A 23,821-nucleotide genomic window follows, 5' to 3' on the forward strand; every position below is an offset into this window, starting at 1 on the left:
GAACATTGGAAATTGTCTTGGAATCGAAAAAAGGAGGGGCCACAATATAATTTAGGCCCTTGATTGAGGGCTAATTTTTTTCTTTAACCCCCTAAGGAGCATAGATTATCTTAATCTTACTCCACTAAAGCACCCGTTACTTTAAGAACAATTTTTCACAAACTCTACTCCATGCCATATAAAAAAGCCATCATAATGCCTGCCCAAACCAGACACTCAGCGTTTGACCACCATCTAATAGGAACTCATCTTTATTGCACACGGTACTTAGTTTTTAATGCATACAGGTTCGTATCTAATTCCTCGTACCTTGGAAGAGATAAGGATTTGTCGAACCCGTTGCGAAATAATTATCTTACGCCGAGGAAAGTACCCTTCACCAAAATATTCCGAGGTATAATTTAAGTCTTTGTAATTATCCCAAGCTTCAACTCCGTAACAAAGAACAGAGTCCATTGCTTTCCCAAAACTTTTGAATCCACAATTGGAGCAGTCTATTGCTGGGTTTAACATTGTTTGTAATGGTGGAAGCTCATTAAGAGGTACTAGCTGATAGGCAATTTCCTGTATATTCTTTTTCGTATACACTGGTCGGTAACTAATACCAGTAACTGAGTTTGCATCAAATAGCCGTTTTACTTTCGGTGAAACTAATAATTCAGCTTCCCAAGACATAATGAAATCTCGGCTTCCAACACTGTTCCTTCGTATCATAAGGTCGTTAGTTTGATTTATATAAGCATTACACTGATTACACGATGATGAAAAGTATGTATCAGGAACTTCCGAATAAGGATTCAGATCTTGGTACGTTGGATATAGAGCTAGTAATGGTGCCAAATCAAACTCTTTCTTACTAAATTCCACACGTCTCCGTTCTTCTACCTCAACACCAACTGAAATTAATTCATCTTTTAGTTTGTTATACTCAGGTAGGTCCGAGTACATCCGCACTAATGTACCGTCTCTTTCCTTCAGGACGTGATTGTAACTATCTAGAATCGAATCAATAGCATTTTTATAATTGGATGCATCTATGCAAAAAATTGTTGACAGAATTCGCATATTAAATGTTCCCCCAGACATCTGCCTTTGAAGTTGCTTTTTCACAGTTTTAGAGTTAAATATTCCACAACAAACGGAATTCCTTGTTCAACTGCTTCATTAGTCGAATAAGAAAAGGCTGCCACAGCAGACAGCTCTTAAAGGAAAGCACCCGTTAGCTTAAGTACAATATTTCACAATCTTGCATTCTTGGATAAAAACTATTACTAAAAGTTTTATTTTATTTTGTGTAAATATTCTAAATAAGTAAAAAAGCTTACTCTTTGAGTAAGCTTAACCGCTATAAACACTATCACAAAATCCAGGTTTTGGTTCATAAAAACAATGTTGTTTAAATTGACCAGATTGAGGTTGACCAAACCATGTTGGAGGGCATGGAGCATGTGGATTAAAATACCAAAGAGCAAATTTCGCTGGTTGGTCTCTCCAATAATCCAAATTCTGTTTTGCTAATCTTCTTTCAGAAGTTCTTGCTCTTTGATAAAATACATTCCCTTTTTGAACTGCTTCAAAGGAAAAATTTCCTCCTTGTACTTGAAAAATAACTTGGTTAATTGTTCTTAAACCTTTAAAGTCTGTACAATTTGCTACAAGACGATTCACAATTACATTTCCAACATATAACATTCCCTGTTTTCCTTCACCTTCGGCTTCTGCTCTCATCATCCTTGCCATTAAGTCAACGTCTGAACTTCGGTAACTTACTCTTGGCATTTTTCCACCCCAAAAATATAGTATGAAAAAAAGGCTACATTCATGTCATTGTTTATATAATAAGAATGCTTAGTTTTTAAAACTTACAGTTTTTAAGTAAAATGAAAACTATTGCATTCTTTTTATACCTTTATTCAACTATACTGCCCCGTTACTTCAATAAGAAAAGCCGCCATTATGTTGGCAGCATTAATCTTCCGAATTAGCACTCGTTAGTTGAAGAAAGAATCTATCCCTATTGCATTTGTTTTTATGGAAAATCATTCTTTAGAGGATCTTTTTCTAACCTTGTTAAAATATAACGATACTAAAATCAAAATTATTGCACCAATAATAAAAAATATAACTTTGTGTAGTAGAAGCCCGAAAGCCAAGGATAGGAAAAGTATAATAAGTCTAATTAACGCTTCTACTTTATAATTGTTCATTAAACCAATTCCTTTCAGAAGTTAACTTTAGTGAATTAAACTGCTTAGTTTGTACAATAAAAAACTCGAAAATGGTGGCTTGATCTTAAACTCTTGCACCCGTTTGTATAAGTACAAAACTTCACAATCTTGCTAACCTGAATCTCTAAGTCATCAACTCAGGTCTCGATAAAAATGACATCACATCCAATTTTCAATTTTCTTTTCAATTAATTTAATAACACTATGAGAACCTATAAAATCAACAATTTGATAACCAGTTTCAGTTTTCTTTATATTACACACGGCTACTGCATTTTCATTTATATAAACTGAATACAAAGTATATATATCATCAATAGAATATAAATAATTTCTATAAATTTCATCTTTTTCGTCAGCAATATTCTCTATCACTTTTAGGTTTATTTCTGGTACTGGCATATATGTATTCCCCTTTTACTGCTATCATTATCCTTCTTAAACTCAAGCATCTGTTAGTTGAAAAAGACGAGTAGTACCGTCTGGTTAGATTATTGCATTCTTAAACAAAGAAGTAAGGTCATCTGCTAATTGATTTTTAGAAAAATCATCGTGATATATTCGAAATACGCTTGGCTGCATTGAACTTAGTTTGATATATATAGGGTCACCGCTTCCGTGGGAACAACTTGCTAAAAAAACATATCCATCTTTTAATACCGATATCCCAGGTTCATATTTATTGCTTTCATCAATTATGTCATCCACACCTCCCCATATAATATATGAAATCCCATCATAATCTTCATCTGGTTCATCTTCTTGAATTCCTAACTCAGCATCTATTAAAGGGACAGTTGTAAATAATTCGATATACCATTCTGGCAATTTTATTTTAAGTTCTCTTTCTAATTTTGCTAACTCTCTTTCGCTTGCCGTTTTGCTAACAAAATCGGGATATTTTAACTTAATTCTTTCTACAAGCCTTTTGGCTTCGATAATTATTTCATTATTTATCATTTTTCATACTCCCATTTCAATTTATCTATTTAGAGTTCGATTGAGTCAAACAAAATCCTGCTAATCAAAAAATCCTTGTTGAACTAACCTGCCACTTTAGTTTAAGTGTATTTGTTCACAATCTTTAAACAATAAAAACCCCCTTCATCATTGGAAGAGAGTTTTTTACAGATAACCGCAGATAGAGTCTTGATCTATTTTTAACGTATAAAAAGCTAACCAGCAATCTGATCAACTTAATAAGAAACTCAATCTATTAATCCATAAGTTGCAATTAATATTTTTCCTTGTTTAGCCAATTCCCTTATTTTAGTTGGGTTGTCTGTAAAGGATTACCGGCTAAAATTTTTTCCACATCCTCATATCCCGGTAGAAAAGCATAGTTGTATCGTGCAGGAAGTGCAAACACGTAATAATTATTTCGACCCAATTCAGTTGGGTCCACAGGAGCGGCTCCTATATGAAATACTCCTTGCTTAAGTGAGTTCCACTGGTTAATTGTAAATACCATAATTGGGATGTCCTGGCGTGGGGTTTCCTTAGTCCATTTAGGATCTCTAATGGATATAATCGGACCTGTTTCATCTACTGTACTGCCGTTTTCATTAGCGATCCCCTCCCACTGACTAGTTATAATTGAATAACCTCTCCAACTTGCAGGAAGCTTAAAGCTAAAACCGTATTTTGTATTTTTATAGACAATTGATTTTGATACATCAGATGAAGTGGAAGTGGAAGAAGATGGGGTTGAATTGTTGGAAGTGGTGTTTTGCTGTCCGCTGGTAGTGGTGTTTTTTTGATTCTGATTACCGCCTGTCGGACTGCTATTTCTTGAACATCCCATAATAAGAATTAAAGCTAGAGTTACAAGAGCCCATTTAAGTATTGATTTTTTTAATGCTAAGTTCATAAAAATTCTCCTCACATTAAACATTTTTGAAAAAAACAAGTATTCACCCAAGGTCCCATGAAGCTCTGTAAACACTTTTGTTTTTCCACTAAATAGTCTATCTGAAGATTGACTTAATTTCTAGGACTCCTCCAATAAGTCCGTTTTATTATTTTTATTCACCCTTGATTCAAATTAAACCATACATACAAGTATTTTCCAGTTATTTAATTATTAATTTTTATTAACCTAACCTGAGACGTTTGCTCAACATGTTTCCAGAAAGAACAACATTTGAAAACTCTTTGCAAAGTCCTTTATAATTAGAAAAATTGTTGCCATCTAAGACAAAAACCTTTTTCATTTCCAAACACCTCTACCGCTTCATTTAGGGAAAATATAATATATCATATTCTTGAATTAACCTGCCCGGTAGCTTAATAAGAAAAGGCTGCCGTTTGTGGCAGCCAACTATTTAAGGAAAGCCCCCGATATGAGTGAATTCCCTTAGTGACTATGATTAGATAATCTGGTATCAGAAGCACTGAATAGTTTTTTTAATGCTAATTAATGTATCGTTTAAAAGATAATGAAGTTAAAGTGGCATATTAAGGGAGACAATCCTTACTTTACGTTTTTACCATTACTAATTAATATGTAAAAAACAAAGGGAGGCTCCCATTGTTTATTGTTTTTTCAATTCATTAACAATCTCATTAATACGTTTTTCCACTTCATAAAGGTTCTTCTGCATCCGATCACGCCGACTGGTCAAGACCTGCAATTCCTGTTTCAATTCCTCTGTTTTGCTCATTATTTCCCCTCCAGATTATGATATATCACTAATATACAAACAGAAAAACCATTTTAATATAATTCGTTAAAATCTTCAATTGCTTTTTCGCTTGGTTCATTATGTATTAATTTTATTTTTAAATTATATTGCCCCGTTACTTCAATAAGAAAAAGCATTACCGTTGTTCCAGTAATGGCATAGGATATATGCCATCTCCTTTTTACGGTTCCTATATAGGATACGGGCATCCATTGTCATGGTATCATCACTCTTACTTCCATCATCCCTTTCATCATCCCTTTCACTTTTGTATGCCTTATCATATGATTGGTGCAAGTTTTGTCGTGCCCATACAGGCACCGGTCCGGAAGCAAACCCTTTTGGAGATAAGGCAACAGCAGTCGCCTTATCTCCTAAAACAGCGTTTAGTTCTTCCCTAATATGTATATGTTCAAAAGGAAAAAAGCCCTCAGATTTCGGGGGCTCTGAAGAGTGAAGTAAACGAAGGCAGGGACATTCACTTTTTTCCAGGTCGGGTGATTAGTCCAAACGTACTTAATGGCTTTAATTATTTCTGACAATCGGCTGATCAATTCCATCTGGGTCAATAAAATTCGTACTGTTCACAGCCGTATTTGTCATAACCCCAAAGGCTGAGTTAATTGCTCCGGACCCAGCAAACACCCTCGATTGATCCTTAGGGGATAAAACAGAGCTATCACCGAATTTGACAATAGCATTTGTAGTGACGTTATGAATTTGTAGGGGTCCACAAATAGTTACAGGCATTAGAAACAACCTCCCATTTAAAAATATTTTCAATAACCTATGCTTTGCTCCCTGACTTTGTTCTTCTTTCGGGTACGACTAAAAAACGAGATGTATGAAACCGAATGGAGATGGGGTGCATGGCACTTTATAATTATAGTCCCGAAATTGGCTGATCAATTAAATTGGAGTCAATGAAAATTGTACTGTTCACAGCCGTATTTGTCATAACCCAAACCGCTGTGTTTAATGACCCAGCTCCAACAGGAGTCTTAGATGCAACTTTTGGTGAGACAATAAGGCTATCACCAAATTCGACCACACCATTTGCACTGATGGTAGTAATTTGTATGGGTCCAAAAATATTTGCAGGCATTGGCTGGCATCCTTTCATTAAGTTTATTTCAATCTATGCTTTTATCCCTGTCCTTGTTCTTCTTCTTTAGAGGTACTGCCCAAAAACGAGAGATACTATGAAACATAATAAAACTAATTGACATACATTAGAGTATAAATTCATAAGGGAGTGTGATTAAAATGGTTGGATATGACCGAGGTTCTATTGAAATAGATGAAATTGCAGGAGGAATCGTTAATTTTGACGGTTCACTAGTTATTTCTCCCAAACTGGCTTCAAAAGCTGCCTATGGTGCAGGTTCCAACAACACTGCGGTTTTCAATTTTACTCTTACTGGTACGAATTTAACGAATACGAATGCAGTTGATCTCTTTGATCAACCAGTAAGTGGAAATATCTAAAATAAGCGGAAAAAGAAGTGCACAATCAGCAAAGCCGGAACCTGTGAGCGAGCAGGAATCCGGCTTTGCTTATGTAAAAAAATAACGTAGCGTTAAAATCCACATTTTGTTAACCATACATAAATCAAAAAAATCCCAGTGTGTTTCAACTAGGTAATTATGTCAATAAAAAGAATGATTCATTTATTACCAGGCTCAGAAAATTACTTCTTTTATAGATTGTCCAATATATTTTCATTTAAAGGCTTTTTATTAAAGGTTAACACTTCATCAACTGGCTGATAGGATTCTCCATAGAAGTGTTCATCCTTATAAGTGTGAATCATATCATAGGTTTTTTTCATAGCTTGAAAAATCATTTCTTCAGACTCATTGTACGGTGCCCAATAGAGAATTTCCATAGGATTCACCTCATTTGTCGCCAGCGAACGTCTTCTATATCCAATGGAATGGGCGTGCTCGAACCCTTCCCGTTTATAATAATGCAGCCTTTTTTCGGTATCACTGTCTTTATAGTTCACTGGTTCCACTTCAAGGATTATTGGTTTTCCTTTGCGTTTCATTTTTTCCATCAGTTTATGACCAAGCCCCTGTCCACGGGCATTTTTCGAAACGAAAAGGTAATCAATAAAGACAAATGTGTCAAATTCCGCATACATAAGGACGTGATTAGAGCCCTCATCCTTATGATATATGTTAGAACGCTCTTTAAGGAGTGTTTCCATATGTTCTTTTGATTTCATTTCTTCAACCGGAAAATACTGATTTAATTTTTCATACCAATGCATAGATTTACTCCCTTATATTGTTATAACTTTTCCTAGAAATTTAATATAAGAGAAGTATGTGTTGATTTTTATAATTAATACCAAATTATCTTTTCAAATGATCATTTTATCAAAAGGAATGCCGAAGCAGTCCATTTGTTGTGAATCGTTAGCTTAAGAGGAAACAAACTTCATATCAGTATAATTCTTCACAATCTTAACATTCACAGAAAAGAGACATGCCGTAGCAATTCTGTGAAGTTCAAACTTAATTAATATTTACTCAATTAGCGAGCCGATAAAAAAAGGGAAATAACGGCAATAGAAAACAATTAAAATACCTTTTTATCACGGAATATTTATCGAGATTTTTATTCACTTTCAAAAAATAATTATATTCAGATAAATACTTGTCCATATTAGTTTTAAAGTTTAAAAAATCATGGAGGTTACATAGCAATCAAAATGAAGAACTTAAGACTAATTAAGGTACTAACAATTCTTAGTGTTATTGTATTACCCTTCCTCGTTGGTCTTTCTCAAAAGTATCAAATTAAACTATCAAGCACCCAAGCTGGATGGGTTCTCAATGTTAACATTAAACAGGCGAGGGTTAAATTTAAAACTAAAACTCACAAACGAGTTACTCCAACTGAAAATTTAGAAGCAACCGTAGGAGTCAATGGTTTAAACGTTCGAGAACAACCAAGTTTATCTAGCTCGGTTGTAGGAAAATTAAATTTGGGAACAAAAGTAACCGTCAATGATGAACAATCTGGATGGGCAAAAGTTAAATCTTCTTCTGGTATCCAAGGGTGGGTGTACACAAATTACATTTCTAAGGACGAAGCTAGTAACAATAATACACAACCTGTTACTGGACCCACAATATCAACAGATAGCATACAAAATACTCAGGAGCCGCTTAAAGGGAAAACCATTGTGCTTGACCCAGGTCATGGAGGGAGTGATGATGGGACAACAAGCATTGTTGGTACATATGAAAAGACATTGACCATAGCAACAGCTAAAATTGTTGACCAAAAGCTGGAAAATGCAGGTGCCAAAGTCATTATGACTCGGACAAACGATACTTATGTTCCGTTACAACAACGTGCAGATGTCTCAAACAAAAACCATGCGGATGCTTTTATTAGTTTTCATTACAATTGGATAAATGACCCATTAATAAATGGATTGACTGATTTTTACTATCAAAAATCAAAAGATTACCTTTTAGCTTCGGATATTTTAAATGAGGTTGTTAAAACAACGGGATTAAATAATGATGGAACAAGATTCGATGACTTGGATGTTTTACGAAACAATTCACAACCATGTACACTGATTGAACTTGGCTTCCTTTCAAATAAACAAGATGATTCGGTTGTGGAAAGCTCTACTTACCATGATAACGTGGCTCAAGGGGTTTACTTAGGATTACTCGATTATTTTTCAACGAAAAAACAAGAAACAAAGAGCAAAGACACGAATCATTAAAATCCAGTGTCTTTGCTCCTTTTTGTTTTTTTAAGAATTATTTCCTTAGTCACTCATGAATTAAGGTAATAAGTGAGGGATTTTGTTTTTACTATCTTTTTAATATTTTACTATAAAAAAATCATAATGTTTTTTATTTTTTACACAATTTTAACAACCTAAATAAAACAATAATGGTATAATTTTTGAAAAGGCTTACAATCGTTGAAGTTTGAGGTGAATAGATAATGAATTTCTATGAAAAGTTACCTGTTGAGTTTTTAATTCACTTTTATAATGAAATTATTAAAAATATTGAAAAAGGTATTCTTACGAAAAATATGTATTATGAATTAGGCATAATTATTTCTGTTGCTAATCGGAGAGGAATTTCCTTAGACCAACCTTCTGATTTTAATGAAGTGATTAATCAGCAAGCCTTAAATGATTTATTACAATTGGAACAAGTTCGTACAGGGTGTAGTTCTCAGATTGCCTAACCCTTATTTTTAATGTTATAATTTAACTAAATTTACTTCTATATATAAATCTGACTTAAAATAATAAAAATGGGTGCTACCAGATAAGGTAACACCTTTTTTATGCCCAACTTTTTAGGTAAAGCACCCCTTTAGCCATCCATAAATCGCAAAAACCTTCGCTTCACCACAAAGAATGAAAATGGATTTAAACCGTCAATACTGATTCTAAGGCTGGGAGAGGAAGATCGCTGAACTATGGTGCGTTAGAGCCCATGTGATGTTGCGAATCGCATATTACCTTTTAACCCGAAAAGAAATGTACGTTGACCTAGGCGAGGATTATTTTGATAAACAAAGACAAGCATCAATCGTCCAACATTCGGTTCGAAGACTAGAAAACTTAGGTTATTTTTGAAGCATCCTAATCCTTTATTCCACTCCTTTAATACCTTTTATCAGGCGTCTCTTCTTTTAAAAAAAATGAATGAGCTGCGTCTATTTTAGTATTGCCATTTTCCTATCCTTGTAGAAGTTTATTTTCATATCAGTTTAAGTGTAATACTTCACAATTTAATTACCAAAAGAATTAACTTTCCTAAAATGGTATAATCTATTGTAGAAACCGCTTTCTAAGGAGTTAAAGAAGAATGAAAAAAGGATCCCTTCTTACTAGCACCTCTCCAACTAATGATCTACTATTAGAAAAGATACGACTTGAAACTGTTCTTAATTCACTTCCAATTGGAGTTTTTATTATTAACAAAGACGGCGAATTCACTCATATGAATGATATTGTTTATGAAATATGGGGAGAGAATGCTTTTTCCGCTAAAAATGTTTATGATTATAGAAAATACATTGCTTGGTGGGAAGCTTCAGGCAAACAATTAAATGAGGATGATTGGGCAGCTTCAAGAGCATTAAAAGGTGAAAGTTCCTATGGTGAAATCATAAAGATTCAATCTTTTGATGGTAAACTAAAAACAATTCTAAATTCTGCTTCCCCCATTTATGACTTTGAAGGCAGAATTGAGGGTGCTGTTGTAGTTATTTCAGATATTACAGAAATAAAACGGACAGAACAGGAACTTCAACATCATAAAAATCATTTAACCAAATTAGTCAGTGAAAAGACTCTTGAATTAGAAAAGTTGAATAAAAAACTTCAACTTGAAATAGAAGAACGTGATAGATTACAAAGTCAAATAAGGCATCTAGACCAACTAAATTTAGTCGGACAAATGGCAGCAGGTTTAGCACACGAAATACGAAATCCTATGACAACTATTAAAGGATTCTTACAATTCCTTCAAAACAATAAAGAATTTGAAAATTCCAAAGATATTTTCAATCTAATGGTCGATGAGATGGATCGTATAAATGACATCATTTCTGAATTTTTAAATCTATCTAAGAATAAAAGGATTAATAAAAAGAAGTGTTGCTTAAACGATATAGTTTTATCTATTTCTCCATTAATTGAAAAAAATTTTATATTATCAGACCATAATTTTAAACTTAACCTACAGCCTAACATTCCTTTTGCATTTATCGATGAGAATGAAATAAAGCAGTTAATTTTGAACCTTGTTCGTAATGGACGTGAAGCAATGTCCAAAGGGAAAACATTAACAATCTCAACATACTTTACAGATGATTTTATCACTTTAGCAATTCAAGATGAGGGTACTGGAATTAAAAAAGAGCTTATAGAGGAAATTTCTAAACCGTTTTTTACTACAAAGCCCAATGGTACAGGATTAGGTTTACCAATATGTTATAGCATTGTACAACGTCATAATGCTAAAATTGAATGCAAATCTACTTCAGCAGGAACTATATTTTATGTAAAATTTAAACCTACTTCATAAACTAACATCATTTATGAAAACAAATTTGGTTGAGCAAACTTTGCCCAGCCTTTTTCTTTATGGTTTATATGAAACAAGGGATTACTTCTACTTAAATAAAACTGCCCTTTAGTTGATTAAACAAAAAATCCGCCATCGTGATCTGACCCCAAAAAGCTGGACAAAAATATTATGATGCTTCCTCGGTGGTAAGAAGCCTGTACTTTACAGGACTCTTACCACTGAGTTTTTCTTTTATTCGATAGTTGTTATAGATACTAATCCAATCTGCTGCAGCCTGGGAGACTTCCTCAAAAGATTGGTAATCGTAAAGATAGACTGTCTCACATTTCAAGAGGTGAAAAAAACCCTCCATTGCTGCATTATCAAGACAAGTTGCTTTTCGTGACAAATTTTGAATGACATGGTGTTCCTTAAGCTCTTTAACCCAGCTACAATGTTTAAAAATAAGATATTAACGGAATCAAATAAAACTCTATTATAGAGCTTATTATTTTAATTAAAGTAAACTGCTCTTATTTTGTCACCCTCGCCTTAATGGTTACAGAATGAAACCGCTCATGCTCATCTCTATTTCCTCATCGGTGATTCCGATATAGCGGAGTGTAAATTATGGGCTGTCCGCGCAAAACCCTAGTGAAAGAGCCCTTCCATTCTTCATTTCTTAACATATTTTATAAGGATTGAATATAAAAGGAGGGCTATGAAATGTTTGGATATGGTGGATACGGCGGATTTGGTGGTTGCGGATGCGGCGGTTATGGATATGGCGTTGGTTATGGCGGCGGTTGTTTTGTTTTAATCGTTGTATTGTTTATCTTGTTAATCATCGTTGGAGCAGTTACCTGTTAGTAATAAATAATTACATTTCTTAAAAATATGAAAAAGCCCTTGTAGGGCTTTTTTATGTTTGAGACTATTCAGGTATATGTGCAATGAAAGGTTATGGAGCTACGGGGCTTCGGCTACACTTTAGCTTATGCATAAGTTCAAGGGAATAACCAATAAGTTAAGCCTTATTTTAATTTACTTTAAATCAGCACTTGTCCATTCCATTTTAGTTCTTGTACATATGTTATTACTACCACCAAATCGTAACACGGCATACAAACATTACCCTATTAAGAACGTTTGCTTATACAGCAGACGTTTCTTGTTTATGGGTGAGGAAAGACACGGTTTTGCGTTATTCATAGTATTGTTCATTCTTCTTATTATCATTGGAGTTTCTTTCATGTTCTACTAAAAAGTTCGGTAAAAGCCCTAGGAATTTAGTCCAGGGGTTTTTTATATTTTCATACATCCTGTTATCGACGTAGACGATGGCGCCAATCATCCAAGCCGAGTAGTAATTTTCAGACGGCTTTTGCAGCCATCACCAGTATAACACTAATGAAAGCGTTTACCAACTGGTTAATGTTGGACTCTTTCGCTTTGGGCTATTGAAAAGGCACTAGCGTTGAAAGAAAAGTTAAAAAAAGATAAGTAAAACAACGGGGTATGCCTCGTTTTTTTGTTTAGATCCTGTTGCTAGGGGCGTCTCTGAGCGAATAAGAACATTTCTTGCGGTCCGAGAATGCTCCGTTAGCCACCCATGAAGCAGAGCTTCTCCACAGAAAATGTAAGAAAACTACGTTCTTTCATAGTAGTGTAAGTACAGTGTTTCACAAACTTTAATTGTTAACTTAGTACCCGTATATAAAGCAAAATAAAATACTGTGACCTAGAAGGAAGCACAGTATTTTAAAAATTATTGAATATAATCATAAATATTCTTCGCTAACAATAAACAGGTTACTGCAATAAATATTGCACGGATATAACTACTTCCTCTTTTAATCGCAAATTTTGAGCCACAAATCGCCCCAGCAAGTTGTGCAATACCCATTATTAATCCGTAAGTGTAATTTACTTGTCCTAAAAACATAAACATCAACAATCCAGCAATATTACTACCAAAGTTTAAAAATTTTGCGTTCCCCGCAGCCTTTAAAAAATCAAATCCAATCAATAGGAAAGAAAAAATTAAAAATGAACCTGTTCCAGGACCAAGAAATCCATCATAGAAACCAATAGCAAAAATTGCAACCATAAAAATAATGAAGTGACGGATAGACAATTTTTTTGGGGTTGAAATACTACCCCAATCTTTCTTGAAAATGGTATAAATAGCAACTGCTGCGAGCATTACCAACATCAATGGCTTTAGCAATTCAGGGTTTATCAAATGAACAGTCCATGCACCCACCATCGAACCAATAAACGTGAGTGGAAATAATTTAAACACTGATTTTATATCTAGTTTACCAGAACGATAAAACATAAATGTACTCGTTAACGAACCTATTGTGGAAGCTAGTTTATTAGTAGCTACTGCTCCTGCTGGATTCAGCCCTGTAAATAATAATGCAGGCAATGCAATCAGTCCTCCGCCCCCTACAACTGAATCAATAAATGAAGCTGAAAATCCAAAAACAATCAAAATAAATAATAACGATAGGTCTAAGTAAAAATGCATCTCAATCAACCTTTCTGTAGTCACTACTAAAATAGTAACTAATCGATTGCGAAATGTAAATAGTTATTGTAACGTTGATACTAAAGGAAAAAACAATTGGAGGACGAAAAAAGTGGACTACATAGTGGAACAGCTCAAAAAATTAGGTTTTAAAGAATATGAAGCTAAATCTTATTTATCTCTTATTAAACAAGGTCCTGTTACAGCCTACCAAGTTAGTAAAGAGTCAGGTATCCCTAGGGCACGAATTTATGAAGTGTTAAATAATCTTGTTGAAAAAGGAATTGTCATGAAGGAAGAAATAAATGACACCGCTCGATATTCACCCCTGCCTGTTGACATCTTTTTGCAGAAGGCTCAATCAGAATGGCAATCGACTTATATGGAAATAAGTGATACGTTAAGAAGTCTAGAAACTTCTGGAGAAAAAATAGACAATCGTGTAATAACTTTAAAGGACTATAAATCGATAATTAGCTATTGTGTGACGTTAATAAAAAAAGCAGAAAAGCGTATTATTATTTCGATGTGGGACGATATGTATGAGGTGTTGAAGGAGGAACTGGCTCAGGCGGTTGAAAAAGTAACCGTACAAGGTATTACACTACATGTTGAAAATCCAATTGGTAATGTAGAAATGCATCGTATCACACCTTTTACTGAAACCTCATCTACAGAACATTGGTTTATTTTGTCCATAGATTCTAAAGAAATGATTTATGGACCATCATTTGAGGAGCGTAGTGTTGCTTTTTATACAGATGACCCTGTTCATATTTACCTATTAGAGGATTATGTGTGGCATGATGTGCTAGTAAATCGACTTGTCCGACGCAGCCAAGACGATTTAGAGAAATGGATTACTACTGAGCGAAGAGCCTTCTTTATGGAAAAATAAGAAGCATATTTAAAGAACCAACAAAATAAAGCATAAGTAACTAAATGAAAACTTATGCTTTATTTTAATTGTTTAAGTAACCTCAACTTGCTGTGCCCCGAACAAAATGAAATATAATGTATGAGACTTTTGAAATTTTCTTATTGAAGTAACCTGCTTACGTTAGTTTAACAAGAAAAAAAGACCGCCGTAGCGAGCATTGGCGGAGCCACATATTTAACTCAAGCACCCGTTACATCAACAAGAGCATCGTTTTAATTATATCTTTTGGTTAACCAAGAAATGATTAGAAATAAAAAAGATGAAATTGAACTATAACCAGCCATTTTTATGTTTTGGAACCCATATATTAAATCTATAATGCAGATTCCAAGAAGCACAAGTGCTATTGAACTAAACCACCATCGGATGTGTAAGGAAGACCTAGAAAAGATTTGGTTGTGTTGTTTATTTACAATAAAACCCATAATATAGAGTAAAACTGAAATACAAATAAAAGACCAATAAAGCATATTCTCACCTCAAATTGAAATTCAAACCTTCAAAACATTCAACTTTTATTAATCTTTTATATGTACGAAAAAAACTTCGGGTAAGTTTCATAGCCAAAGTATTAATTTATTCTTATTCAAATAACTGACCCGTTAGCCGAATAAGAAAAAGGCTGCCGCAACAGCCTTACTTTCTTAAACTCAAGCACCCGTTACTTTAAGTGCAATTCTTCACAATCTTTTTTTTTAGAAACGAAAAAGCTGCCACTGCAGCCCTTTTTTTAACATAAGCGCCCGCGGTTTAATAAAAAAGATCCCTAAACCAAAAAAGGATGATTAATCGGGACCGGGGCTGCTGATAAAAATGAGCAAGAATCAACTCTTTTTTGTCATAAATTACCTGTTTAAGAAATAAAAATAAAAGGTATGTTAATTTTTTTACAGGAGGAAGATAAATGTCTTTACAGAAGTTTGTAGATGCATTACCTTTACCATCAATCATAAAACCAAAAGATAAATCAGATGGCATTCCATTCTTTGAAGTAACCATGAGAGAAGTAAAGCAGAAATTACATCGCGATTTGCCGCCAACTACCGTTTGGGGTTATAACGGTATGTATCCTGGTCCTACATTCGAAGTAAGAAGAAATGAGCCTATTTTAGTCAAGTGGAAAAATGAATTGCCCTTTGAACACCTGCTGCCCGTGGATCGAACACTTCATGGTGCAGAACCAGATAAACCTTCAGTAAGGACGGTTGTACATTTACATGAAGGTCGGGTTAGACCGGAAAATGATGGATATCCTGAGGCATGGTTTACGCGAGATTTTGAAAATGTTGGGCCGAAATTCGCCCATGAAGTCTATTTTTATCCAAACTGTCAACGCCCTGCAACACTATGGTATCATGATCACGCCCTTGGAATCACTCGTTTGAACGTTTATGCTGGGCTTGCAGGATTTTATATCCTCAGAGATGATGAAGAGGAAGAATTGGACCTTCCAAGTGGAAAATTTGAAATTCCGCTGGTCATCCAAGATCGTTCGTTCTATCCTAATGGTAAATTGTTCTATCCAACCCAGCCAGGCCATGAGCCACCGCCAGCACCACAGCCGCCTCCACCAATAGATCCAACATTACCAAATCCATCAGTCGTTCCTGAGTTTTTTGGCAACACAATATTAGTCAATGGAAAAGTATGGCCCTTCCTTGAGGTTGAGCCAAGGAAATACCGGTTCCGCATCCTTAATGGCTCCAATGCTCGCTTTTACCGTATTAGTCTTAGTTCTCCTAGTCTAAAATTTACCTTAATTGGCACGGAAGGAGGACTATTGAAAAAAAAGATAGAAAATGTTTCCCAAATTACCCTTGCACCCGCGGAACGGGTCGATGTGGTTATCGATTTTTCAACCCATAACGGTCAAAGTATTATTTTAACAAATGACGCACCAGCACCATTCCCTGGTGGCGATCCACCATCACCGGACCTTACGCAGATTATGGAATTTCGTGTCAAACAAAAACTCTCTAAACCTGACAAAAGTAAAATTCCAAAACAGCTAAGTTGCCTAGAGAGACTTGATCCTGCCGATGCTGTAACGGTACGAAAAAATGTCTTAGTGGAAACTACAGATGAGTTCGGGCGTTTAAAACTTCTATTAAATAATCTGGATTGGGATCAATTGCCTATAACAGAAACCCCATATAATGGGACTATAGAGATTTGGGAGCTTTACAATACTACACCGGATACTCATCCCATTCACTTGCACCTTGTTACTTTTCAAATATTGAGTCGTGCTACGTTCTCCGGTGATCCAAATGATAATCCTGTCATTGGGCCGCCACTGCCACTCGATCCGAGTGAAATGGGTTGGAAAGATACCGTTCGTGCAAATCCTGGAGAGGTTACCCGTATAATTGCACGGTTTGGGCCATTTACAGGAATCTATCCATGGCATTGTCATATCCTTGAACATGAAGACCACGATATGATGCGACCGTACGAAGTACTCCAAAATCATAATTTTGACCCATGCATTCCGATTCCAGGCGTGTGTCCGGATGACTCGTTTGCTCAATGTTGTAATGAAGACCATGATGAGACAAGTTCCCATGACCATCACCATCCTCATCACCGCCACCCTTAAAAATAAAGGTAATAGTAATGAAATAAAGACTAGCTTTTTTGATTTAATAGCTAGTCTTTTTTATATGTCAGTACTTCATGTTTCCTTAATTGCAATAGAAATTAGATAATTCTAAACTTGTATTTGTTTTTCAAGAGTGTGTTATAATCTTTCACTATTTCACCTGAATAATTAAACAAAAAATTAATTTATCAATATAATGTTAAGATATTTCAAAAGGTTCAATAATCTTTCAAAGTGCAACAAAAAATGCGTGTGAAAATCCAAACGTGATATTTTTGTTAAATAGAACAAAACATTATAAAATTCTAATCAAATGTTCCTATTGCTTCTTTCACTAAACTGCCCAGTTAGTCGAACAAGAAAAAGGCGTTGCCTTCTTAAAGCATTGCACTCCGTTTGCAAATAGAAAACATAATAATCTTACAAATATGTGTACTTGTATTGTGGTTCTTCGTTCCTATTAAAGGAATTGAGGATATTGGAAATAGTTGATAGAGGTTGTTCAAAAGTAGTGAAAACGATTAATAAAGACACAGTAAAGAACTTTTTATATAAAAAATTATCTTAATAAGCAAATCAGAAAAAAAGACCGCAATCGTTAAGGCGGTCTTTTTGGGTGGCATTCTTTGTTTAATTTATTTTGTTTAAATCTTTATGTATTCTTATCCTTTAACAACTTTAATCATTAAAAATATCTTTAAGAATCAGTTATTTTATAATTTTTATGATTGACTATTGTTGTAAGTGGTACGTCTTTTTCTTTATTGTATCCGTATTCAACAATAACGGAATTTTCTCTTACAACCGTAACAATTCCATTATAGCTTTTCCCTTCACGCTTAAATAAAATATTGTCCCCGATTTTAGCAGTTGCCATTTTATCACCCCGAACTTATTATTTTCAGCAAAGATAAAAAGATGCAAGAAAAAAATTAAAATACTAGCTGTAATTATTGCGAATAAAAAAGAAGGCTACCGCAAAAGCCCTATCTTAAACTCAAGCACCCGTTACTTTAAGTGAAATATTTCACATATCTTTATTTACTATTACCTATCTCTTTTTTTGTTTTCTTCTAAAAGATATATTATTTTACCTAATCTTCCTACAATAAAAACAGACATAACTGCAATAAAGTATAATGCTGCTTTATCTAAGTTTTCTAAAGTATATTGAATCAAACCACCAGCTCCTAACCCTATTTAATGGATGTAGATTTTTAATTCTTACAATATATCCCTTCCATACTATCATTTGAAATTATTCAACAATAGACAGCCAAACTCCTTCTTTAACCTGCCCCGTTGCAACAAGAAGAAAGCCACCAAAAATGGCAGCTGGATCTTTAACTCTTGCACCCGTTACTTTAAGTGTATTTCTTCACAAATTAAAATAATTCCCCTTAACTAGAAACCGTAGTTATCCCGATAGTAATCGCAAAAATAATTAAAATAATACCAAGTCCACGGTCAAACCAATGCATATACTGTTGATAGAGTTTTCTAAAATGGTTATTTGAAATAAGTATCGCTAGTAAAATAAACCAAAGTCCAATAGCTAAAATGGTTTCTCCACCATATACCCATCGCATCCATTCAGGAGTGTCATGTCCAAGAAATTGAGAAAACACACTTAAAAAGAATAAAGGAGCTTTTGGATTTAAAAGGTTACATAGGAATCCCTCACGAAAACCAAGCCCTATAGAGGGCTTTAATTTCTGTTCTACGCTTATTTCTTTTGAACTTTCAGATTGTGCTTTCGAACGAATTCCTTTGTACCCTAACCATAGTAAATAGATAGCTCCAGCAAGTTTAATGATATTAAAAACAGTTGGAAATTTATCTAATATGATAGTAAAGCCTAAAATGGTATACGTTATATGAACAATTAATGCACTGGCAATACCTAGTGCTGTAGCAACACCATATTTTCTACCTATCCCTAAACTATTTTTCATTACTACTACAAAATCAGGTCCAGGTGATATTGCTGCCAAAACACCGACTAAAAAAACTTGCATATACACAAAAAACAACTCCTTATATCTTCACGTTTTGAACAATATAAGTTAATAATTCGCTGCCTTGCCATAGTGAATTAAAATTGTCATTTCCTAATTTGTCAGTAACAACTTTCATCATCATATCGTGGCGAATATATTCTTTTGCCAAGAGAACTAACATTGGTTCAGCCGTTTGAATAGCCTGTGGGATTTGACCATCAATAAAACCTGCAATTAGTACCTCTTGATTATCTTGAATAATGATTGTTAATCTTTGGCTCATTCTATGTTTTTCGACTGAAGCTGTATATTGACGATGATAAAATACGTTTCCAAAAGATGTAGTTTCTTCATCTGTAAAGAGTAATGAATACATTGTAATTCCTTTTTTAACTTGTTCTTCGGCAGAACTACGTAATTCCCCTAGCTCCTCTTTCCATACAGAAAGCCAGATTTCCTCATTTGATGCTTTCATCAATTTTTGCATTGCATGAATGATTTGCATACGTCCCTCAATATGCTTTATTACATTCACTTCTACAGGTTTTTCAATACCTTGCAATTCTGTCTCTAAAAAGGTAAGGGTCTCTTCTGTTTTCCTTTTTCGATTCATAACCAGTTCCTTTACTGGCACTGGAGTATAGGTTGGTGGTTCGGTTCGAAGTTCTAAGATTGCTTCTTTCAATACTAATTTTGCAATGACCGAATAAACCATTGAGCGTGGCACACCACTCTTTTTACTTATTTCATAACCATTAATAGCAGGCTCCTTAAGTAATGTTATATAAACCTTTGCTTCATTTTTTGAAAATCCAATCTCTTCAAATTGCTCAATTAAATGTTCCATAATAACCTCCTTTATAGTTGTAATATGTATTACTACTATAAATAAAATAAAATTCCTTGTCAATAAAATAAAAAAAGTGAGAAAATTTCCTCACCACTAGAACTAAAATATTTAATACATCTTCTTCAACAAACCTGCCCCGTTAGTCGAAAAAGAAAAAGGCTGCCGCAACAGCCCAACCTTACTTTCTGGGACTCAAACTCACCAAAAGGCATCGTCTTTTATTAAAGCAATGCCCCCATTGGTTACCAAAAGTAAGGCTAGCAGGTAAATTCATCAGTAATAATTCTAGGACGATGTTTACGGATGAATTAGGAGCTGGACGAGAATAATAAAAAGCAAAAAAGAAAAAGGCTGATTTGAATGTTCAATATTCTAGTGACAGTAATAGATGTTTTTGTAGCTTGGCGTTGGGGTGATTGGCGTAACTGGACGAAATATCAAGCAACCATTTTATATACGATTGTATTTGATTTACTATATAACTTTCTTACATACAACCACTCTCTATGGAAGTACGAGCCTACAACACTATTCCCAAACCACACTACAATGAGCTTGTTGGTAATGTTTGTTGCTTATCCAAGCGTATTGCTCGTTTATTTAGGTCGTTATCCCTTTGGTTGGATTAAACAGATTCTTTGGATCGGCTTCTGGGTGTTCTTATGGTCTGCACTCGAGTTTGTAAGTCTAAGTCTAGGGCAATTTTCTTACTATAATGGATGGAACTTTATGTGGTCTGTATTATTTGATATTACATTCTTTTCTATGGCACGCCTCCACTACAAAAAGCCATTATTATGTTTTGCCCTATCTGTAGTAGCACCAGTGATATTGTTGTGGCTTTTCAAAGTGCCAATCAGTAATATGAAATAAACACCTAATCCATTAGTTCTGACATTTCCATTGTCTCTATTCAAAGATTACTGCCTCTTATCATATAAGAAAAATGAGGTTCCCTTACAATTCCTTTGTTTAACTCTTCCACCTTTTATTGCAACAAGTACTTTTTCTTATAATGCATAGTATCTTCGAAATGCGTAAGATACTTAATTCATAATTTTCCAAATGTTGGTTACAAATAAGATGATTACTTTGATAAAGGGGTCTACTTTATTTTTCTAGGATTGAAGAAAAAACTTGGAATAATCTTTTCTATTGCTATTTTAGCTGGTTTACTCACCACCATTTACAGTACTTTTTTATTATGTTTACAAAATTGACAAAAAAGTTAATAAGCTAAATAATCGCTAGATAGATAATTCCTAGCTTTTATTATTTGTTGCACTGTTGTTGTCAAATGCAACATTATAGACAAGGAATTTTCATTCTTCTTCTTTCACTAACCTGCCACGTTACTTGAATAACGATAATGAAAAAGGACTGCCGAAACAGTCCATTTGTTGTGATAGTAAAGCCCCCTATAGTTTAAGTGAAATAGTTCACAAATCTATTAGTATCCTGCTTTTCAAGTTGATAGACCCATTATTCATAGCCGTTCAATTAGCATTAGAGATAACTTTGGGCAAAGTTACCCTTGAAGATGCTGTACAGAATACTCTAATAAGATTAGTAACTGCACTGTTGGAACAGGACAAATTTCATCCCCATACACTTTTGTTAGACGATATCATGTTTAAAATCATGAAAGGATGTAGAGATATGCCGGGGTTACCAACGATTGGGATAGGTTCTAAAGGTCATTATGTAAAACTACTGCAAATGGATTTAAATGGATTAGCACTTAATTATAACAACTTTACGATAGATGGTATATTTGATTCAAAGACAAGTAATGCAACAAAAAATTTTCAGGACCGATTTGAAATAAAAAGTGATGGCATTGTAAGATCTCTTACATGGAAATTATTAATTGAAAATGTTAAAGCTGTACAAAAACTATTGAATTCCTATGGCTATCATACTGGATATCCTGACGGGTGGTTTGGCTCTCATACTACAGATGCAGTGCGAAAATTCCAAAACCATAATGGGCTTTCCCCGTCAGGAATTGTTGAACCAAGAACACGAAGAAAATTGTTTAATCCACATCCACAGGATAATATAGATAAGCGTCCGAGTTTAAATGACATAAATTCACTCCAACCGCACGTTGCGATGCTTGCAAGAAGATTTCTGGAATTGACAAGATCGCATAATTTAGATGTTAAGATTACTCAGGCATTCAGAAGCTGGGACGAATCAGACAGATTATTTGCTCAAGGGAGAACAACACCTGGACCAATTGTTTCAAATGCCAGAGGAGGAGACTCCTATCACAACTGGGGATTAGCCTTTGATGCCGCACCTGTTGAAAATAGTCAGGTATCAAATGATATACAGAAATATTTTACTATGGGGCATTTAGGAGAGCAGTTAGGTCTTAAATGGGGAGGAACATTTAAGACTATAGTTGATTATCCGCATTTTCAATATACGTTTGGATTAAACACATGGGATCTTCTGAATGGTATTACACCGCCTAAATGAGTGTTTTTATCCAAAATCAAAACTTTTTAAACAAGCTGAAAGCCTTTCAATAAGGAGACATTCTTATCAGGAATGTCTTTTTTGTACTGTCAAACCAATTTGATAAAGCTAACCTGCTTACGTTAGTGGAACAAGCAAAAAAGCCGCCGAAGCAGCTGGTGATCATCAACTATTGCACCCGTTAGTGAATTAATTTATTACATTCATTACTCCTACATATATGATGCGTTTTCTCTAATTTACATATCCTTTTATAATAGACTAGCAAGAATAGTAAGAGTATGAGGTCTAGAATGATTATATTTTTTTAATTTCCTGCCTAATTTACTTTTAATCAGCACTTGTCCATTCAGTTTTATTCTGAGTGCATATATTATTACTACCTCACATCCAGCATATTGAAGTACACCGTAGAGGCGTTTGCATGTATTGCAGATGCCTTTTCATTTTTGTTTAAGCAAATTTCGAATTTTGTCTTAACTCTATGATGTTTGTCCAATCGATTCTCGTCTTATGAAATATATATATATAGCGAGTGTTTATACTTTGGATATTCAAAAGGGTGGTGAAAAATATGGGCTTTGGATACGGCGGCTACGGCGGCGGTTATGGCTACGGCGGTGGCTATGGCGGAGGTTCAACATTTGTTTTAGTAGTAGTATTGTTCATCCTTTTAATTATCGTACTAACAAGTGTGATTTAATGTTTAATAAACTAAACACGTTTTGACATTGGACTTTGAGCAAAGTCTATTTAGATCAGCAAGTGCTGGAGGTGTTATAAATGGATGGATTGAGAATGTCTACTGCGATAATCGTGGTATTGTTCATTCTGCTTATCATTGTAGGAACTTCTTTTACGGGCTACTAATTGTACGGAACAAAGGGCAGGTTGAAAGTTAATCTGTCTCTTTGACAATTAGACTGCTGAAATGAAAGGAGGATAAATTAAAATGCGAAATTACGTTGGACGTGCTTGTGAGATCAGGGACCATTTTGGAAGAGTTCACAGAGGAGTAATAGAAAGGGTTGACCCATCCAGAGGAATATTTATGCGTCGAGGCTTTTTTCTTGATTTCATTCCCTTCTTTTTAATCGCCTCTCTTTTCTTTATATAAATAGAAGAAGACGTTTATCCTTTGAAATTAAAATCGAATTAGAAAGAAGAAGACGCTTTGAATTCGAAAGAAGACGACGCAGATTCTTTTAGACAAATGATTAAAACAGATTTAAAAAAGTGTTTCCTTTGAGTCTACGGACTCTTTTTTATAGAGAAAGTTCAACAGATGGGAATAAAAATTCCACATTTATTTTTTTGCAAATGGTTTATTGCACGAAACTCCCGTTTTATCGTGCAGGATTTATAATTAAATATCCTTGAGTGGAATTTTTCTTGTTCAACTAAACTGCTACCTTTAGTTTAAGT

27 protein-coding genes are annotated in these 23,821 nt (G+C 34.4%); 12 read left to right on the plus strand and 15 right to left on the minus strand.

Annotation, left to right across the window (positions count from 1 at the left end; all coding sequences use genetic code 11):
• Positions 1-267: 267 nt before the first annotated feature.
• The 8 genes from J2S10_RS25050 to J2S10_RS25085 form a co-directional block, all read right to left on the minus strand.
• Complete coding sequence (locus J2S10_RS25050) at positions 268-1,065, minus strand: hypothetical protein (protein WP_307413568.1); 798 nt, start codon at positions 1,063-1,065, stop codon at positions 268-270.
• 273 nt (positions 1,066-1,338) lie between these two features.
• A complete protein-coding gene (locus J2S10_RS25055; RefSeq protein ID WP_307413570.1) occupies positions 1,339-1,779 on the minus strand; it encodes a cell wall hydrolase in 441 nt (146 codons plus the stop codon).
• Between the two features lie 608 nt (positions 1,780-2,387).
• Positions 2,388-2,630: a hypothetical protein gene (locus J2S10_RS25060; protein ID WP_307413571.1), complete on the minus strand. Its 243-nt coding sequence runs from the start codon at positions 2,628-2,630 to the stop codon at positions 2,388-2,390.
• An 84-nt stretch (positions 2,631-2,714) separates the two neighbouring features.
• Entirely contained in the window at positions 2,715-3,188 is a 474-nt protein-coding gene (locus J2S10_RS25065; RefSeq protein WP_307413573.1) for an SMI1/KNR4 family protein, read from the minus strand.
• Between the two features lie 304 nt (positions 3,189-3,492).
• A complete protein-coding gene (locus J2S10_RS25070) occupies positions 3,493-4,098 on the minus strand; it encodes a hypothetical protein (protein ID WP_307413576.1) in 606 nt (201 codons plus the stop codon).
• A 664-nt stretch (positions 4,099-4,762) separates the two neighbouring features.
• The gene (locus J2S10_RS25075) at positions 4,763-4,891 is read right to left on the minus strand and encodes a hypothetical protein (RefSeq protein ID WP_307413578.1); all 129 of its coding nucleotides are present in this window, start codon (positions 4,889-4,891) and stop codon (positions 4,763-4,765) included.
• A gap of 546 nt (positions 4,892-5,437) precedes the next feature.
• Positions 5,438-5,662, minus strand: a complete 225-nt coding sequence (locus J2S10_RS25080; protein WP_307413581.1) for a spore germination protein — start codon at positions 5,660-5,662, stop codon at positions 5,438-5,440.
• 133 nt (positions 5,663-5,795) lie between these two features.
• Positions 5,796-6,017, minus strand: a complete 222-nt coding sequence (locus J2S10_RS25085; RefSeq protein WP_307413583.1) for a spore germination protein — start codon at positions 6,015-6,017, stop codon at positions 5,796-5,798.
• Between the two features lie 161 nt (positions 6,018-6,178).
• Here J2S10_RS25085 and J2S10_RS25090 point away from each other — a divergent pair, with 161 nt between their 5' ends.
• Positions 6,179-6,400, plus strand: a complete 222-nt coding sequence (locus J2S10_RS25090; RefSeq protein WP_307413586.1) for a spore germination protein — start codon at positions 6,179-6,181, stop codon at positions 6,398-6,400.
• 212 nt (positions 6,401-6,612) lie between these two features.
• On the opposite strand, the gene J2S10_RS25095 is transcribed toward J2S10_RS25090, so the two are convergent.
• A complete protein-coding gene (locus tag J2S10_RS25095) occupies positions 6,613-7,188 on the minus strand; it encodes a GNAT family N-acetyltransferase (RefSeq protein ID WP_307413588.1) in 576 nt (191 codons plus the stop codon).
• Between the two features lie 444 nt (positions 7,189-7,632).
• Here J2S10_RS25095 and J2S10_RS25100 point away from each other — a divergent pair, with 444 nt between their 5' ends.
• The 3 genes from J2S10_RS25100 (at position 7,633) to J2S10_RS25110 (ending at position 10,999) form a co-directional block, all read left to right on the plus strand.
• The gene (locus tag J2S10_RS25100) at positions 7,633-8,667 is read left to right on the plus strand and encodes an N-acetylmuramoyl-L-alanine amidase (protein WP_307413590.1); all 1,035 of its coding nucleotides are present in this window, start codon (positions 7,633-7,635) and stop codon (positions 8,665-8,667) included.
• A 227-nt stretch (positions 8,668-8,894) separates the two neighbouring features.
• Positions 8,895-9,146, plus strand: coding sequence for a hypothetical protein (locus tag J2S10_RS25105; RefSeq protein ID WP_307413592.1), 252 nt, complete (start codon positions 8,895-8,897; stop codon positions 9,144-9,146).
• A 629-nt stretch (positions 9,147-9,775) separates the two neighbouring features.
• A complete protein-coding gene (locus J2S10_RS25110) occupies positions 9,776-10,999 on the plus strand; it encodes a two-component system sensor histidine kinase NtrB (RefSeq protein WP_307413594.1) in 1,224 nt (407 codons plus the stop codon).
• Positions 11,000-11,168: 169 nt separating this feature from the next.
• Here J2S10_RS25110 and J2S10_RS27560 read toward each other — a convergent pair whose 3' ends face one another.
• Complete coding sequence (locus tag J2S10_RS27560; RefSeq protein ID WP_370876285.1) at positions 11,169-11,390, minus strand: IS3 family transposase; 222 nt, start codon at positions 11,388-11,390, stop codon at positions 11,169-11,171.
• A 317-nt stretch (positions 11,391-11,707) separates the two neighbouring features.
• Between J2S10_RS27560 and J2S10_RS25115 the strand changes: the two genes are divergently transcribed.
• Together J2S10_RS25115 and J2S10_RS25120 are read left to right on the plus strand one after the other, a co-directional pair.
• A complete protein-coding gene (locus J2S10_RS25115) occupies positions 11,708-11,851 on the plus strand; it encodes a YjcZ family sporulation protein (RefSeq protein WP_307413596.1) in 144 nt (47 codons plus the stop codon).
• 307 nt (positions 11,852-12,158) lie between these two features.
• Positions 12,159-12,245 carry a YjcZ family sporulation protein gene (locus J2S10_RS25120; RefSeq protein ID WP_307413670.1) on the plus strand — a complete coding sequence of 29 codons (87 nt, stop codon included), beginning with the start codon at positions 12,159-12,161 and terminating at the stop codon, positions 12,243-12,245.
• Positions 12,246-12,749: 504 nt separating this feature from the next.
• On the opposite strand, the gene J2S10_RS25125 is transcribed toward J2S10_RS25120, so the two are convergent.
• Complete coding sequence (locus J2S10_RS25125) at positions 12,750-13,517, minus strand: TSUP family transporter (protein ID WP_307413598.1); 768 nt, start codon at positions 13,515-13,517, stop codon at positions 12,750-12,752.
• 112 nt (positions 13,518-13,629) lie between these two features.
• Between J2S10_RS25125 and J2S10_RS25130 the strand changes: the two genes are divergently transcribed.
• Entirely contained in the window at positions 13,630-14,415 is a 786-nt protein-coding gene (locus J2S10_RS25130) for a TrmB family transcriptional regulator (RefSeq protein ID WP_307413600.1), read from the plus strand.
• Between the two features lie 946 nt (positions 14,416-15,361).
• Positions 15,362-17,056: a multicopper oxidase family protein gene (locus tag J2S10_RS25135; RefSeq protein ID WP_307413602.1), complete on the plus strand. Its 1,695-nt coding sequence runs from the start codon at positions 15,362-15,364 to the stop codon at positions 17,054-17,056.
• 700 nt (positions 17,057-17,756) lie between these two features.
• On the opposite strand, the gene J2S10_RS25140 is transcribed toward J2S10_RS25135, so the two are convergent.
• The 4 genes from J2S10_RS25140 to J2S10_RS25155 all read right to left on the minus strand — a co-directional run bounded on the left by J2S10_RS25140 (position 17,757) and on the right by J2S10_RS25155 (position 19,906).
• Positions 17,757-17,936: a DUF2187 family protein gene (locus J2S10_RS25140; RefSeq protein ID WP_307413603.1), complete on the minus strand. Its 180-nt coding sequence runs from the start codon at positions 17,934-17,936 to the stop codon at positions 17,757-17,759.
• A gap of 170 nt (positions 17,937-18,106) precedes the next feature.
• Positions 18,107-18,238 (minus strand): hypothetical protein, encoded by a 132-nt coding sequence (locus tag J2S10_RS25145; RefSeq protein ID WP_307413605.1) that lies wholly within the window; start codon positions 18,236-18,238, stop codon positions 18,107-18,109.
• Positions 18,239-18,459: 221 nt separating this feature from the next.
• Entirely contained in the window at positions 18,460-19,077 is a 618-nt protein-coding gene (locus tag J2S10_RS25150; protein ID WP_307413671.1) for a LysE family translocator, read from the minus strand.
• A gap of 19 nt (positions 19,078-19,096) precedes the next feature.
• Positions 19,097-19,906, minus strand: a complete 810-nt coding sequence (locus J2S10_RS25155; RefSeq protein ID WP_307413607.1) for a TrmB family transcriptional regulator — start codon at positions 19,904-19,906, stop codon at positions 19,097-19,099.
• Between the two features lie 363 nt (positions 19,907-20,269).
• Between J2S10_RS25155 and J2S10_RS25160 the strand changes: the two genes are divergently transcribed.
• The 4 genes from J2S10_RS25160 to J2S10_RS25175 all read left to right on the plus strand — a co-directional run bounded on the left by J2S10_RS25160 (position 20,270) and on the right by J2S10_RS25175 (position 23,266).
• Complete coding sequence (locus J2S10_RS25160; protein ID WP_307413608.1) at positions 20,270-20,782, plus strand: CBO0543 family protein; 513 nt, start codon at positions 20,270-20,272, stop codon at positions 20,780-20,782.
• 786 nt (positions 20,783-21,568) lie between these two features.
• On the plus strand, positions 21,569-22,396 hold the full coding sequence (locus tag J2S10_RS25165; RefSeq protein ID WP_307413672.1) for a peptidoglycan-binding protein: 828 nt from the start codon (positions 21,569-21,571) through the stop codon (positions 22,394-22,396).
• A 574-nt stretch (positions 22,397-22,970) separates the two neighbouring features.
• Positions 22,971-23,099 (plus strand): sporulation protein YjcZ, encoded by a 129-nt coding sequence (yjcZ, locus tag J2S10_RS25170; protein ID WP_307413610.1) that lies wholly within the window; start codon positions 22,971-22,973, stop codon positions 23,097-23,099.
• 95 nt (positions 23,100-23,194) lie between these two features.
• Positions 23,195-23,266: a YjcZ family sporulation protein gene (locus J2S10_RS25175; RefSeq protein ID WP_370876287.1), complete on the plus strand. Its 72-nt coding sequence runs from the start codon at positions 23,195-23,197 to the stop codon at positions 23,264-23,266.
• The last annotated feature ends 555 nt before the right edge of the window (positions 23,267-23,821 follow it).

It is taken from the genome of Neobacillus ginsengisoli (assembly GCF_030813055.1).

Bases quoted from the DNA above. Each gene is read 5' to 3' on its own strand.
- J2S10_RS25060 (WP_307413571.1), bottom strand. From the start codon at position 2,630: ATGCCAGTACCAGAAATAAACCTAAAAGTGATAGAGAATATTGCTGAC.
- J2S10_RS25135 (WP_307413602.1), top strand. From the start codon at position 15,362: ATGTCTTTACAGAAGTTTGTAGATGCATTACCTTTACCATCAATCATA.
- J2S10_RS25110 (WP_307413594.1), top strand. From the start codon at position 9,776: ATGAAAAAAGGATCCCTTCTTACTAGCACCTCTCCAACTAATGATCTA.
- J2S10_RS25120 (WP_307413670.1), top strand. From the start codon at position 12,159: ATGGGTGAGGAAAGACACGGTTTTGCGTTATTCATAGTATTGTTCATT.
- J2S10_RS25065 (WP_307413573.1), bottom strand. From the start codon at position 3,188: ATGATAAATAATGAAATAATTATCGAAGCCAAAAGGCTTGTAGAAAGA.
- J2S10_RS25160 (WP_307413608.1), top strand. From the start codon at position 20,270: ATGTTCAATATTCTAGTGACAGTAATAGATGTTTTTGTAGCTTGGCGT.
- J2S10_RS25155 (WP_307413607.1), bottom strand. From the start codon at position 19,906: ATGGAACATTTAATTGAGCAATTTGAAGAGATTGGATTTTCAAAAAAT.
- J2S10_RS25090 (WP_307413586.1), top strand. From the start codon at position 6,179: ATGGTTGGATATGACCGAGGTTCTATTGAAATAGATGAAATTGCAGGA.
- J2S10_RS25105 (WP_307413592.1), top strand. From the start codon at position 8,895: ATGAATTTCTATGAAAAGTTACCTGTTGAGTTTTTAATTCACTTTTAT.
- J2S10_RS25085 (WP_307413583.1), bottom strand. From the start codon at position 6,017: ATGCCTGCAAATATTTTTGGACCCATACAAATTACTACCATCAGTGCA.
- J2S10_RS25140 (WP_307413603.1), bottom strand. From the start codon at position 17,936: ATGGCAACTGCTAAAATCGGGGACAATATTTTATTTAAGCGTGAAGGG.
- yjcZ (WP_307413610.1), top strand. From the start codon at position 22,971: ATGGGCTTTGGATACGGCGGCTACGGCGGCGGTTATGGCTACGGCGGT.
- J2S10_RS25050 (WP_307413568.1), bottom strand. From the start codon at position 1,065: ATGCGAATTCTGTCAACAATTTTTTGCATAGATGCATCCAATTATAAA.
- J2S10_RS25055 (WP_307413570.1), bottom strand. From the start codon at position 1,779: ATGCCAAGAGTAAGTTACCGAAGTTCAGACGTTGACTTAATGGCAAGG.
- J2S10_RS25095 (WP_307413588.1), bottom strand. From the start codon at position 7,188: ATGCATTGGTATGAAAAATTAAATCAGTATTTTCCGGTTGAAGAAATG.
- J2S10_RS25115 (WP_307413596.1), top strand. From the start codon at position 11,708: ATGTTTGGATATGGTGGATACGGCGGATTTGGTGGTTGCGGATGCGGC.
- J2S10_RS25125 (WP_307413598.1), bottom strand. From the start codon at position 13,517: ATGCATTTTTACTTAGACCTATCGTTATTATTTATTTTGATTGTTTTT.
- J2S10_RS25070 (WP_307413576.1), bottom strand. From the start codon at position 4,098: ATGAACTTAGCATTAAAAAAATCAATACTTAAATGGGCTCTTGTAACT.
- J2S10_RS25150 (WP_307413671.1), bottom strand. From the start codon at position 19,077: ATGCAAGTTTTTTTAGTCGGTGTTTTGGCAGCAATATCACCTGGACCT.
- J2S10_RS25080 (WP_307413581.1), bottom strand. From the start codon at position 5,662: ATGCCTGTAACTATTTGTGGACCCCTACAAATTCATAACGTCACTACA.
- J2S10_RS25075 (WP_307413578.1), bottom strand. From the start codon at position 4,891: ATGAGCAAAACAGAGGAATTGAAACAGGAATTGCAGGTCTTGACCAGT.
- J2S10_RS25165 (WP_307413672.1), top strand. From the start codon at position 21,569: ATGCCGGGGTTACCAACGATTGGGATAGGTTCTAAAGGTCATTATGTA.
- J2S10_RS25100 (WP_307413590.1), top strand. From the start codon at position 7,633: ATGAAGAACTTAAGACTAATTAAGGTACTAACAATTCTTAGTGTTATT.